At 40.0% G+C, this 12,156-nt stretch carries 14 protein-coding genes; 10 read left to right on the top strand and 4 right to left on the bottom strand.

Annotation, left to right across the window (positions count from 1 at the left end):
- Positions 1 to 247 (top strand): transposase (locus ACFO3G_RS05400; protein WP_380078712.1); only part of this gene is annotated, 247 nt, incomplete at its 5' end.
- Between the two features lie 137 nt (positions 248 to 384).
- On the opposite strand, the gene ACFO3G_RS05395 is transcribed toward ACFO3G_RS05400, so the two are convergent.
- From ACFO3G_RS05395 to ACFO3G_RS05380, 4 genes are all read right to left on the bottom strand, one after another.
- Positions 385 to 1,554, bottom strand: a complete 1,170-nt coding sequence (locus ACFO3G_RS05395; RefSeq protein WP_380078710.1) for a cytochrome d ubiquinol oxidase subunit II — start codon at positions 1,552 to 1,554, stop codon at positions 385 to 387.
- 21 nt (positions 1,555 to 1,575) lie between these two features.
- Positions 1,576 to 3,177 (bottom strand): cytochrome ubiquinol oxidase subunit I, encoded by a 1,602-nt coding sequence (locus ACFO3G_RS05390; RefSeq protein WP_380078708.1) that lies wholly within the window; start codon positions 3,175 to 3,177, stop codon positions 1,576 to 1,578.
- A gap of 67 nt (positions 3,178 to 3,244) precedes the next feature.
- The gene (locus ACFO3G_RS05385; protein WP_380078706.1) at positions 3,245 to 3,469 is read right to left on the bottom strand and encodes a DUF4492 domain-containing protein; all 225 of its coding nucleotides are present in this window, start codon (positions 3,467 to 3,469) and stop codon (positions 3,245 to 3,247) included.
- Positions 3,470 to 4,309: 840 nt separating this feature from the next.
- Positions 4,310 to 4,579: a hypothetical protein gene (locus tag ACFO3G_RS05380; RefSeq protein WP_380078704.1), complete on the bottom strand. Its 270-nt coding sequence runs from the start codon at positions 4,577 to 4,579 to the stop codon at positions 4,310 to 4,312.
- Positions 4,580 to 4,763: 184 nt separating this feature from the next.
- On the opposite strand from ACFO3G_RS05380, the gene ACFO3G_RS05375 reads away from it, so the two are divergent.
- The 9 genes from ACFO3G_RS05375 (at position 4,764) to ACFO3G_RS05335 (ending at position 12,025) form a co-directional block, all read left to right on the top strand.
- The gene (locus ACFO3G_RS05375) at positions 4,764 to 5,315 is read left to right on the top strand and encodes an RNA polymerase sigma factor (RefSeq protein ID WP_380078702.1); all 552 of its coding nucleotides are present in this window, start codon (positions 4,764 to 4,766) and stop codon (positions 5,313 to 5,315) included.
- Positions 5,308 to 5,727 (top strand): hypothetical protein, encoded by a 420-nt coding sequence (locus ACFO3G_RS05370; protein ID WP_380078700.1) that lies wholly within the window; start codon positions 5,308 to 5,310, stop codon positions 5,725 to 5,727. Before ACFO3G_RS05375 ends, ACFO3G_RS05370 begins: the two co-directional genes overlap by 8 nt.
- A complete protein-coding gene (locus ACFO3G_RS05365) occupies positions 5,714 to 6,808 on the top strand; it encodes a hypothetical protein (RefSeq protein WP_380078698.1) in 1,095 nt (364 codons plus the stop codon). Before ACFO3G_RS05370 ends, ACFO3G_RS05365 begins: the two co-directional genes overlap by 14 nt.
- Positions 6,809 to 7,038: 230 nt before the next feature.
- The gene (mltG, locus tag ACFO3G_RS05360) at positions 7,039 to 8,112 is read left to right on the top strand and encodes an endolytic transglycosylase MltG (RefSeq protein ID WP_380078696.1); all 1,074 of its coding nucleotides are present in this window, start codon (positions 7,039 to 7,041) and stop codon (positions 8,110 to 8,112) included.
- Positions 8,109 to 8,837 carry a tRNA threonylcarbamoyladenosine dehydratase gene (locus ACFO3G_RS05355; protein ID WP_380078694.1) on the top strand — a complete coding sequence of 243 codons (729 nt, stop codon included), beginning with the start codon at positions 8,109 to 8,111 and terminating at the stop codon, positions 8,835 to 8,837. The genes mltG and ACFO3G_RS05355 overlap by 4 nt, the downstream gene beginning before the upstream one ends.
- Before the next feature lie 36 nt (positions 8,838 to 8,873).
- Positions 8,874 to 9,569, top strand: a complete 696-nt coding sequence (locus tag ACFO3G_RS05350) for an ABC transporter ATP-binding protein (RefSeq protein ID WP_380078692.1) — start codon at positions 8,874 to 8,876, stop codon at positions 9,567 to 9,569.
- Positions 9,566 to 10,264, top strand: a complete 699-nt coding sequence (locus ACFO3G_RS05345; protein ID WP_380078690.1) for a ComEA family DNA-binding protein — start codon at positions 9,566 to 9,568, stop codon at positions 10,262 to 10,264. Before ACFO3G_RS05350 ends, ACFO3G_RS05345 begins: the two co-directional genes overlap by 4 nt.
- Positions 10,251 to 10,871 (top strand): L-threonylcarbamoyladenylate synthase, encoded by a 621-nt coding sequence (locus tag ACFO3G_RS05340; protein ID WP_380078688.1) that lies wholly within the window; start codon positions 10,251 to 10,253, stop codon positions 10,869 to 10,871. Before ACFO3G_RS05345 ends, ACFO3G_RS05340 begins: the two co-directional genes overlap by 14 nt.
- Positions 10,868 to 12,025, top strand: coding sequence for a DNA polymerase III subunit (locus ACFO3G_RS05335; protein ID WP_380078686.1), 1,158 nt, complete (start codon positions 10,868 to 10,870; stop codon positions 12,023 to 12,025). Before ACFO3G_RS05340 ends, ACFO3G_RS05335 begins: the two co-directional genes overlap by 4 nt.
- Positions 12,026 to 12,156: the final 131 nt, after the last annotated feature.

Here is a 12,156-nt window from a genome sequence, read left to right as displayed (position 1 = left end):
GGTCTTTGGGCAGATCAAAGCCAATATGCATTACAGACGCTTTCGACATTTTGGTAAAGACATGATTACAATGGACTTTACCTTCCTTGCCATGGCCTTTAACATCAAGAAAATGGCAGCAAAGAGGATGAAAACCAAGAAAAACGGAGGAAATTCTCCGAATAATACGCCATATAGGGCCTATTTATCGGTTTTAGGAGTTCCTGTGAGTCCAATGGTAGCTCCCATCCAAAAATTGGCTGCTTAAATTCAAAAAATGAGAGGTTGCTAAAAAAATAGAGGCTGAATCATTACGAATAATGACACAGCCCCTTATTTTTAAGATCTGTACCATTATGATTGGTACTTTGTATTGACTACAATTTTGTTGTATAGCTCTTTGTATCAATAGATATGATCATTTGTTTTGATTTCTTTCTGATCAATTTTATGAAGGTCGAGAGCTCTCCATGCATAGATGATATATGCCAATACAAAAGGTACCAAGATAGATACATAGCTCATCACTTTGAGAGTGAATGGACTTGATGAGCTATTTTGGATTGTCAGTGAACTTTGCATGTCTGCTAAAGACGGATAGTAAGCAGTATTGTTCCATCCGGCACAAAGTAAAAGTGCCAATACAGTAAGAACAACACCAATCCCCTCAAACCAAATACCTTTTTTATACTCTCTTCTAAAGAGGGTGGTACCGATACCTGCCAGTACAAGAACAACCCCAACAAGGAACACAATCAATACCGGCCACATAGTCATAAGGTTGTTGAAGTATTTGTTTGCTTGAATCTCGATAGTCCCGCTGTCCGTTACGGCATATCCATTGGTGGACAATAAGAAGCCTAAGTATAGTAGGAAGAATACCAAGAATATACCGGCGTTGAGCCATAGTCTTTTCTTTGCTGCAACGAACAAATCTTTATCATTGATATTGTTGATAAAGTACAAAAGAGCTGTTACTCTGGATAAGAAAAGGACCGCAATGCCAAGTACCACATTCCACGGGTTGAGTACAGCCTCAAGACCATGAAGTTGAATGCCCTTGTATGGTTGCCATGTAGAAATGGTCGATCCTATGCCGGTCGTATCAAAAAGGTTTGATTTTGATACTAAAAAGTTGCCTCCGGTAAATAATGTACTTACAGCGGCTCCCAACAATATAGGGGCTAATACACCATTTAGGAATAGGAACACCTGATATGTTTTACTTCCCCATATGTTACCCTTCTTATTCTGATATTCATAGCTGACAGCCTGTATAACGAAGCATAGCAAAATGAGGATCCATACCCAGTATGCACCTCCGAAACTTGTGGAATAGAATAGAGGAAATGATGCGAAGAAGGCACCACCAAAAGTTACCAGCGTGGTGAATGTAAATTCCCACTTGCGGCCAATCGAGTTGACCATCATTCGTTGTGTAAGTTTGTCTTTCCCAAGGCTGAAAAGAAATGATTGTCCACCTTGAACAAACAGTAAGAATACCAGCAGAGCTCCCAGCAGAGAAACTATAAACCACCAGTATTGCTGTAATATTGAATATGTATTTGCATCCATTGTGATATTTCCTTTAAGGAGTTACTTTGATTCTATGTTTTTTGTCTCGTCTTCGTCTACACCTTTTTTGATTGCGTTAAGCATAATGCTTAGTTCTGCAATAAGAAGTGCTGTGAAAAGGACGAGGAATACGATAAATGTAATCATGACATTCGTAGCATCCAGTTTGGATACTGCCGCTCTAAGTGGTAGCAAGTCTTGGATAGCCCACGGCTGACGACCGACTTCTGCCACAATCCACCCACATTGACTTGCAATATATACAAGAGGAACCGAGCAAATACCAAGTATATGCAACCATCTTGATTTTGCAAGGCGTTCTTTTTTGCGACCAACAATCCAATATATAATGAATAGAAGAATAAAGAGCATACCAAGACCTACCATAATACGGAATGAGTAGTAGGTTAAAGGTACATTGGGAACAAGGTCATTCTTATTTTGCAAATAACCATATCCAAAATATTTGAAGTCTTTTTCCATTGCCGCTTTGTGGATAGCAGCCGCATCTTCATCTCCTTGAGCTTTGGCATTTTTATATGCTTCCAATTCTTGTATGGCAACTTTTCCACGAGCTATCATCGTGTCAGCCGGAAGTTGAGCTTCACCCTTAAAGTTGGTATAGTTGCCTTCAAGGATATTGTTGATTCCGGGTACATATCCACAACTTGTCCTCGTAGCCATTAGTGACAGCACATGTGGCATCTTTATATTAAAGAGGAAGGCATCTTTGCCATCTTGTGGATTTTGCTTGTCCGGATTGAGTACGCCAAACAGGCTTAGAGCAGTGCCCTCACCGCAGGCATTTTTGCCATCGGGAGTACATGCCCCATTGTCATATAATGCTTCCATTGCTGCCAATTTCATTGGTTGAAATTCTGATACTCTGTAGGCAGATTCATCACCGGTGGCAACAGTTAGAATTGCTGCAATAAAGCCAAAAGGAACGACCATTTTGATATTTCTGATAGCAAAGTCATTGTGACGTTTGCGAAGAAGATACCAGCCACAGACTGCCACAGCAAATATAGAGCCCAAAAGCCAGCAAGAGGTGACTGTATGCAAAAATTTGATAATAGCAACCGGCGACAAGGCAACAGCCCAGAAGTCTGCCATCTCACTACGTACTGTGTCCGGATTGAAGGCCATACCTGCAGGATGTTGCATCCATGCATTTGCCACAAGGATCCAGATGGCAGAAATAGAAGCTCCAATAATAGTCAGCCAAGTAGAAGTAAGGTGAAATCCTTTGCTTACTTTTCCCCAACCAAAAAACATGACTGCAATGAAGGTGGCTTCCATAAAGAATGCCAAGATCCCTTCGATGGCCAGAGGTGCTCCGAAGATGTCTCCTACAAACCAACTGTAGTTAGACCAGTTGGTCCCAAATTCGAACTCCAAAATAAGACCTGTAGCCACACCGATTGCGAAGTTGATGCCAAAAAGCTTTTGCCAAAATTTGGCAGAGCGTTTCCAAAATTCCTCTCCGCTACGATAGTATTTGGTCTCCGCTATTGCCATGATGACACCGAGTCCAAGTGTCAGAGGCACGAAGAGCCAGTGATACATTGCGGTAAGAGCAAACTGTGCCCTTGACCAATCCAATAATGATTCGAGATTCATAGTAACAATAATTGATGTTTGATTTCTACAAATATATGATAATCTGTTTATTATTCTTTAATGTTCTTTATTTTGCTTTTCTGTCAATCAGTTCATTTCGTACATAATCGGCCTTATTTTTATCATCTCCTTTATCTCCCAAGAACCTTGGGAAAAGGAATATCCTAAGTATCACAAATATGATAAACAACTTAATAAGGATAATGAGCCAGAGGGTTTTGCCCAAAGTCATCTCCTTAAAGCCGGTTACATAAAATTTAAATACCCTTTTGAAGGGGTTTTGCTTACTCATAGTTATCGTTGATGTAATTATGATATCTTCTTTACAAAGTTAAAGTTTGCCATGGATTAATCTAATTTGCATTGATAGGTATTGTCTATTGTATGATAGTGTGAATTTATTGAATGAAGATTACCTTATATTTGAAAACTTGGCACGAGTGTCCTAATGTGTATATCTGTTTAATTTGTATCGGAAAATCCATATGTTTTAGGTGCATTTATATCTGTTTTATGGCCTATTGTGTTAATTGATATGCTCCAATCAGGACAATGGACAAATGATATTTTGGATAATAAATTCGATAAAATTTTGCCTATTACTTGTTTTTGATCTCTTTTTAGTCATGAGGAAGTCTATCAAGACCCACCGAAATTGATTAAAATGAGCAGGATTGATTGATGTTTTTATGTCAATTATTCATCTTTAATATATAAATAATGTAAACATTATTGTCCGGTTTTTAGTTCCAATGCAGCTCTTTTTTACTTCCCAAAGAGGCTCATTCTCCACAAAATCTAAAAGCAATAGGACGAAACCGTCCTATTGGAATGTTAATATATGTATATGCTACTTTTTATGGACAAATTGGCGACTTAAAAACCCACTTCAGGCCACTTTTTAGGGAAGGTCGCGCGACTTGCAATCCATTCTCGCGCTACCTTGAATCTATACTCGCGCGAGGTTGCACCCGAAGTAGCGCGACTTCGCATGTCAAGGTCGCGCGAGATCAGATCGAAAGTCGCGCGAGAACGGATTGCTTCTTGCGCGACCTTATTTGTTAAAATAAGGCATAAAAAAGCCCGTTTCGTACTATAAAAACGGGCAAAGTGCTTATAGGGTCAGAGTCCCCTAACCCCGAATTGTATGAAATTCGTTGTAAATAAGTGATATTTGATTCCCTTGTAGAGCATTAGATGCAGCAACAGTATTTAACAGATATAGTGCTCTTTCTTCGAGCTTCACAGCCCATAAGAAAAGATAGATAGGACCATTGCTTTTGATGCTTGCCGAGGTGATTATTTGTTCAGAGCCTATGAGACGAATTGTAGCCTCTTGGTAGCATGATCTTCCAAGCTGCACTAAAAACAATAATATGATGAGTGTTATGAGTATTCCCATGGTTTCTATTTGATTATGTAGCTAAGATACTAAAAATCAATTACATTAACATTGTTAGATTGGTTTATTTAGTGAATTGTTGAGATTTGATGGCATTTTTTATACCGGTCAAATGTTTGCAGTGATGTTATTGAATTTCGACTTTTGCCTATCACAATCGTATACTATACAAAAGAACATACAGATGGAACTGAAAGATGAACAGCAGTTATATTTAAGATGCTTGGATGGAGACACAGAAGCATTCCGTTTGATAGTAGAACGCTATCAAGCGTTGGTCTTCTCTGTGGCATTTAGGCTTCTGTGTCAAGAGGATGCCGCCAAAGATGTTGTTCAAGAAACTTTTATTCGGGTATGGGTCAACTTCAATAAGTATGATTTGACAAAGAGTTTTAGGACTTGGCTGTATACTATTGCTACGAGGGTATGCTTGGACTATCTAAAAGGGAGGTCTCATCTTGTGGAGTGTGGCCCTGTCGATCTATCTTACAATGTGATTAGTGATTTGGCTTCAGATCAGAAGATTCAAAACGACGAACTCGCTGCAATCATCAAAGTATTGACACAAAAACTTAGTTATAAGCAGAGACTGGTATTTACATTGGTGTGCTTGGAGGATTTGACTTATGAAGAGGTGCAGCAAATCACAGGTCTTAGTCCCGACAAGATAAAGAGTAACATATACCTTGCAAGAAAGCGAATGAAAGAACTATTAAAGCAATTTGGTTATGAATAATAAGTTAGACGATATAATTAGGCAACTTCGCGATCGTCAACCGCAGATAGACAACGAAGATGAGATGACAAGATCGATTATGGATAGCATATCCAATCTTAAAGAGGAGGATCCCCAAGTGTCCAATCCATCCAAATGGTCTAAGCGCCATATTATGATATTTGCTTGTAGATTAACCTCTGTTGCAGCTATTGTCGTCCTTGCCTTTGTGATGTTAAATGGCCTATCCGTAGAGCAATCTAAAGTAATTCCAACCGATTATAGACAATGCATTGAACAGTATAAAACAGATTGTGCCATTGCCAAGGATAGCGTGGGATTGGGCGAAACCCTTCTCTGTTATATTAAGAAAAAGCAGGCACAACATCAGATTATCAAACAATTAAAACAATCCTACAATGAAAGCAATTAACCTATCCTTCTTAACCTTGCTATTGTTGGTCTTATTTACCTCATGCAAGGACAATTATTCGATGTTGACAGTAATCAATAGAGATGGGTCGGCTCATCGTGAGATAAGCTTTTTGACAGATAGTGCTACCATGCTCAATGAGGCACACCCAAGTCAAACCATATCTAAAATTTTAGATGACCCGAGATGGAAGAAAACTTGGAAGAGAGAGAGCTCTAAGGAAGATTCGACTTTACATAAGGTTCGTTGTATAGCTTCTCAAGATTATAGTTCGGTCGAAGAGATGGCAAAGCATTTTCCTATTCAGTGCGAGGGTAAGCCTATTCTGAAAAGCTGTAAAATACAAAGCCATTTCAAATGGCTGTATACCGATTATGAATACGAAGAGGTCTACAATGATTATTCAGATATTTTTGAGATACCACTCTCTCAATATTTGGATCCGAAGGCTGCATCATATTGGCTTACGGGACAACCCAATCTCCTTGAAGGAATGAGTGGAGCAGAGGCTCAAGATTATTTGGATAGTATGGCGACACAGTACGACCATTGGATCTCTGCCAATATTATTTATGATGCCATTGATGTGGTGATAAGTGAATATGACTCACTCAAAACAGTACCAATAAGTAAAGAGCAACTTATCAGTCAACGAGACTCATTGATCGATTATATGTTGCAAAATGGTTTTAGTATAAGTGATGATTCTAAGTTTGGAACGATGGCAGCCAACTTTTTTGGGTTCGACTATTTTAAGACTCTCTTTAGTGTTGACGGCCTTGTCAGTCAACGAATTGCACAAAAATATGCCTCTATTACAGATTCTCTTTATTGGATTGACATTGATTATCATCTCATGATGCCGGGAGCAAAAGTGATAGATTGCGGCAATGGAATTTGTGAGAAGGAGGGGTACCTGACTTTTCGGATTACCGGCAATAGGCTTCTTTCTAAAGACTATACTGTCAAGGCTGTGTTTAGAGCTCCCAATTATTGGGCGTACGTGGTAAGTGCAATCATTATCGTGGTTCCGTTTATTTTGAGTTTTGTGCTCAAGAAGTGTAAGAGGGCAAAAGCCTAAAAGACAGCATTGCAAATGATTGAGTCAGAAGACTTCAGACTATTATGTTATAAACTACCAACAAGGTAGTCACATGTAGCCCTAATTTGTCTTTATCCTATCTTTTCTCTCGGAATAGTTTACCTTTGTGTGACAATTGGTAAGGGAGTGTCAATTGGATAGCTTATTGGCATATTGGGGCTATTTGATGGTAACTTGATTATCGATTGATTAATATAAATAATGGTTGTATGAACTTGTCTCGAAAATCAAGTAGTCATATTCGGTCTCAAAAGGGTCGTAAGTTTGTGACTTCAATCTTAGGAGCTGTAGTCCTGCTGATTTTACTTTTCGCCCTTTACTTTTACAAGATGATTCATTGGGACCCTTCGGGGCGTATCGAAGATACTGCTTACATTTGTTTAAGACCGGGAGCAACTATCGACGATGTAAGATCTCAGCTTATCAATAAGGTCGGTTTGCGTCATCCCAAGTTGTTCGATTTTTATGCAGATAGGCAGCACTTGGGTGCTAAGCTGAGGCCGGGACGTTTTGCTGTGCTCAAAGGTATGTCTGAGAGTGATATTGTCGATCTTTTGATTAATGGAGAGGAAACTCCCGTATCTTTCAATATCGGTTTGGTTAGAACGGAAGAAGATCTTGTCTCATTGTTTTCTTCTCGATTGGCCATGAAGAAAGATTCTCTTAGGATAGCTCTCAATGATACTGCTTTATGTAGGACATTTGGGGATTTCGATCCGGATAATATTAGATGCCTTTTTATTCCGGGTAAGTATGAGATATATTGGAATAGTACTCCAAGGCAGTTGCTGAGTGTGATGAAAAAGTCTTATGATAAGTTTTGGACTTCTCACAGGTGTGGCAAGGCGGAAAAATTGGGCCTTACACCCTGTCAGGTGGCTATCATAGCCTCTATTGTGGAGGAGGAGTCCGGAAAGAAGGACGAGTGGGGCAGGATTGCAAGACTGTATATCAATCGCTATCATATCGGCATGCCATTACAGTCGGATCCGACGGTTAAGTTTGCCAGTGGTCATTTTGAATTGAGACGTATCACCGGTGAATATCTTAGGACGAAATCTCCATATAATACTTATGTAAATAAGGGATTGCCTCCGGGACCTATTCGCCTTGCATCCAAAGATGCCATAGATGCAGTGTTAAATGCACCTGAAACCAAAGATATTTATATGTGTGCCAAAGAGGATTTCTCCGGCTATCACAATTTTGCAACAAGCTATGCGCAGCATCAGCAAAATGCAAAACGATATCAAAAAGAATTAGACAAAAGAGGAATAAAATGATCAATATACCGGAATGGCAGTCAAGAACAGAGATTTTGTTAGGTGAAGAGGCCCTTGTCAGACTGCATGATGCTCACATACTTATCGTAGGACTTGGAGGTGTAGGAGGATGGGCAGCCGAATCTCTTGCACGTGCAGGTATTGGAGAAATGACACTTGTGGATGCGGATGTCGTAAGTCCTTCAAATATCAATCGACAGCTTGTGGCTACGCAACAGACTATCGGAAGACCCAAGACAGAGGTGCTTGCAGAGCGTTTAGAGGCTATCAACCCGGAAATTAAGTTGCATCTGCGACAAATTTTTATAAAGGACGAACTTGTAAGAGAGCTTCTTGATGAGCAGAAGTATGATTATGTGCTTGATGCCATAGATTCGCTCAGCCCTAAAGTATATTTGATTTCCGAGGCCATAGCTCGAGGCTACAAGGTGATCTCATCTATGGGTGCGGGAGCCAAATACGATCCCGGCAAGATTCAAGTGGCAGACATATCGAAATCTTACAACTGCACTTTGGCCAGACAGGTGCGCAAAAGATTGAAAATACTGGGGATTAGGAAGGGCTTTAGAGTGGTGTTTTCTTCCGAATTGCCCAATAGGAATGCTGTCATTATGGTGGAAAATGAGCAAAACAAAAAGTCTACGGCGGGGACGCTGAGTTATATGCCTGCCATGTTTGGTCTTCGAATGGCGGCCGAGGTAATCATTGCTCTGAGTAATTCGTGAGAATGTCGCTTTCATTTTATTTGTACCTTTAGGTATATGGAAAGAAATCTTGTATTAAAAGCAGAGCACATATATAAAAGTTTTGATACACTTGAGGTGCTCAAGGGGATTGACTTAGAGGTCTATGAAGCAGAGATCGTCTCGATTGTGGGAGCTTCAGGATCAGGCAAGACGACCCTTTTACAGATACTGGGACTTCTCGATCAACCTCGAAAAGGAGCCAGGCTGATCATTGGGGGAAAGGATGTTTCCACATTAAGCAAAAACAAGCAGGCTGAGGTAAGAAACAAAGATTTGGGTTTTGTATTTCAGGCTCACCAGTTGTTGCCCGAGTTTACAGCATTGGAAAATGTGGCTATGCCCGCTTTGATACAAGGGATAAAAAAGGATGTGGCTTTGGGAGAGGCTAAGCGCTTACTGAAAATCCTCAATCTTGAACAAAGGTCCGATCACAAACCGAATGAAATGTCCGGTGGAGAACGACAGAGGGTGGCCGTGGCCAGAGCTTTGATCAATAAACCCAAGATTGTGTTGGCTGATGAGCCTTCCGGAAGTTTGGACTCGAAAAATAAAGAAGAGTTACACCAATTGTTTTTTGATTTACGAAAAGAGATGGGGCAATCTTTTCTTATTGTGACCCATGATGAATCTTTGGCTGAGAGATGCGATCGGATGATTACCCTTAGCGATGGGGTAGTGAAGGCGATATCTCAGCGAAAGGAGTGCGAGTGAAACGGAAAATACTTCGTTTCCTGAAAGTTGGTCGTGGTGAATTGATTGTCTTAACCTTGTTGCTAATAGCGGTACTTATAATTGTTTCGTTTGTAAATTTTTGTCCATCTAAAGAGGTGGCATCTTATTCATTGCAAAATGAATCGCTTAGGATGGATAGTATAGATAATAGGCCGACGGACGATACTATCGAAACTTCTATCCATTATGTAGGACCTCCAAAACATATAAAGTACAAGCCTAAGGAAAAGCTACCCTTGGGGACACAAGTCGACCTGAATAGTGTAGACTCGGCTACTCTTACAAAAATTCCCGGGATTGGACCTGTCTTTGCCAGGAGGATTGTCCGTTATCGTAAGATTTTGAGAGGTTATTATACGGTATTGCAGTTGCAAGAGGTTTATGGAATGACTCAAGAGAGATATCTTGGTTTGAAACCATGGTTTTGTATCAAGACACATCCGGCCAGGATCTCTTTCGACTCAATCAAGACAAGTGATGATCTTCGCCATCCTTATATCAATTATCTTCAGCGAAAGGAGATACTAAAGTTGCTTCGGAGGTATGGTAAGATTTCTTCCTGGGATCAGATTATGAGATTAAAAACGATTGGTTACGATGACAGTGTAAGATTAAGTCATTACTTTTACATACCGGGCAATATTAAAACAAAAGAAACTTATGTCAGTGATTAAGATATATTCGGATGCTCCCGATGAGCAATTGTTAGATCAATTGTCACAAAAATTGAGGCAAGGAAGTCTCATGATATTACCTTCCGGTACAGGGTATTGCTATGCTTGTGATGCTCTCAATCAGAAGGCTGTGGATCGCTTGGTCAAGCTAAAAGGTTATGGCAAATCTAAGCGACCCCTTGCTTTGATGTGTGAAGATATATCTATGGCGGCTCAGTTTTGTCGTATCAATAATGAGGCTTTCCGCTTTATCAAGGATAGAGAGGGGGGTCGATATACATTTATTTTGCCGGCATTGGGTCAACTTCCGAAGACTATCAAAGATCGAAAAGAGATTGGTTTGAGATTAGCTATTCATCCGGTATCTAAGCATTTGATCCATCTGTTGGAAGACCCTTTGATGGTTGCCTCTATCAATACGAGCGAAGATTTGAATGTGGAGGATCTATCCAATCCCGAGCTTATTGCAGAATATGAAGAGACCAAACATCATGATATGAGGGCTGATGTTTTGATTGATTCCGGAGAGATTGCAAGGATCCCTTCAGAAGTAATTGATTGTACTTCTGATGAATATCTTATCATTAGAGAGGGAGGTGATCGATGAGATTCGATGATGTAGCCGGGTATGATCTTATCAAACAGCGACTCAAAAGTTTGGCAGATACTCATAGATTGCCACATGCAATGATGATTAGTTCATCAGATGGAGCAGGTGCCTTGTCTATCGCATTGGCTTTGGCGCAGTATGCCAATTGTACGGATCATCACGATGGAGAGCCTTGTGGCAAATGCTCTGCTTGCATCAAGTATGAGCTGTTGGCGCATCCGGATCTTTTTTTCTTGTTTCCCATTGTGGGAGGAGACAAAAAAAGTTGCGATGACTATCTAAAGGAATGGAGGGAAAATGCACAACAACCATATCTTACACGAGTAGATTGGCTCAATGCAATCAAGGCGGGCAACTCACAAGCAATGATATATAGCAAGGAAAATGTTGTCTTGGAGGAGCGAATGAGTTATAAGATTGCAGAGGGCAAATATCGTGTCCTAATCATTTGGCAACCCGAAAAGATGCACGAGGCATTGAGCAATAAACTTCTCAAATTGATTGAAGAGCCACCAAAGGATACCCTTATTATCCTTGTTTCTATTGAACCCGAATTGCTACTGCCTACAATAAAAAGCCGAGTCCAAGAGATCGAGCTTCCCTTGCTGACGGAAGAGGAAGTTGTAAATGCATTGATTAAGCTGGAGGGAGACCATTGCGATATCGAAAAGATAAGAGAAGCCGCTCATCTCTCTTGTGGTCAAATGAGAAAAGCCCTTGATGAGCTAAACAACAAAGGCGAAAGAGAAGAGCATTGGATCTATTTTGTAAGAATGCTCTCTTTTATCAACCCTCCCAAGCCACTTGTCATGAGAAGACTGGCTGAGGAGTTTGCCGACTTAGGAAGAGAATATCAAGTCTCATTGCTTAAATCTTTTGCTTCCTATTTTAGAGAGCTATATATGTACCCACTCGGAATAAGTCAGATTACATATCTCAATCAAAGAGAAAAAGAACTTGCAATACAGTTGTCCGGCTGCATCAATGGTGCAAATATTATGCAGATATCAAATGAAATAGATGTGGCGATAAGGCATATAATGCAGCATGTCAATAGCAAAATGGTGTTCTTTGATCTGTTCTTGAGATTTACAAATCTAATGGCAAGGCAGTTTAGACAAAAACAGATCAATATTAGCCTCTTCTCTTAATCCAATCGATACTGTCCCAAAAAAGTGTGTAAGACCCAAGACTATTATCTTTGAAATTACAAACTAAAAAACGATAAAAAGCATGAACCTTACACAAGTACAAATTAAAGAAATTATTTCGAATTGTCTGT

The sequence above is a fragment of the Falsiporphyromonas endometrii genome (assembly GCF_042654485.1).
In the GTDB taxonomy this organism is placed as follows: Bacteria; Bacteroidota; Bacteroidia; order Bacteroidales; family Porphyromonadaceae; genus Porphyromonas; species Porphyromonas endometrii.
The sequence above is the reverse complement of the archived record's forward strand: the minus strand, read 5'-3'. Positions and strand labels throughout refer to the sequence as shown.

What these genes read in the sequence shown, in the direction of transcription:
- ACFO3G_RS05395 (WP_380078710.1), bottom strand. Translation starts at nt 1,554, where the DNA reads ATGGATGCAAATACATATTCAATATTACAGCAATACTGGTGGTTTATA.
- ACFO3G_RS05390 (WP_380078708.1), bottom strand. Translation starts at nt 3,177, where the DNA reads ATGAATCTCGAATCATTATTGGATTGGTCAAGGGCACAGTTTGCTCTT.
- ACFO3G_RS05385 (WP_380078706.1), bottom strand. Translation starts at nt 3,469, where the DNA reads ATGAGTAAGCAAAACCCCTTCAAAAGGGTATTTAAATTTTATGTAACC.
- ACFO3G_RS05380 (WP_380078704.1), bottom strand. Translation starts at nt 4,579, where the DNA reads ATGGGAATACTCATAACACTCATCATATTATTGTTTTTAGTGCAGCTT.
- ACFO3G_RS05375 (WP_380078702.1), top strand. Translation starts at nt 4,764, where the DNA reads ATGGAACTGAAAGATGAACAGCAGTTATATTTAAGATGCTTGGATGGA.
- ACFO3G_RS05370 (WP_380078700.1), top strand. Translation starts at nt 5,308, where the DNA reads ATGAATAATAAGTTAGACGATATAATTAGGCAACTTCGCGATCGTCAA.
- ACFO3G_RS05365 (WP_380078698.1), top strand. Translation starts at nt 5,714, where the DNA reads ATGAAAGCAATTAACCTATCCTTCTTAACCTTGCTATTGTTGGTCTTA.
- mltG (WP_380078696.1), top strand. Translation starts at nt 7,039, where the DNA reads ATGAACTTGTCTCGAAAATCAAGTAGTCATATTCGGTCTCAAAAGGGT.
- ACFO3G_RS05355 (WP_380078694.1), top strand. Translation starts at nt 8,109, where the DNA reads ATGATCAATATACCGGAATGGCAGTCAAGAACAGAGATTTTGTTAGGT.
- ACFO3G_RS05350 (WP_380078692.1), top strand. Translation starts at nt 8,874, where the DNA reads ATGGAAAGAAATCTTGTATTAAAAGCAGAGCACATATATAAAAGTTTT.
- ACFO3G_RS05340 (WP_380078688.1), top strand. Translation starts at nt 10,251, where the DNA reads ATGTCAGTGATTAAGATATATTCGGATGCTCCCGATGAGCAATTGTTA.
- ACFO3G_RS05335 (WP_380078686.1), top strand. Translation starts at nt 10,868, where the DNA reads ATGAGATTCGATGATGTAGCCGGGTATGATCTTATCAAACAGCGACTC.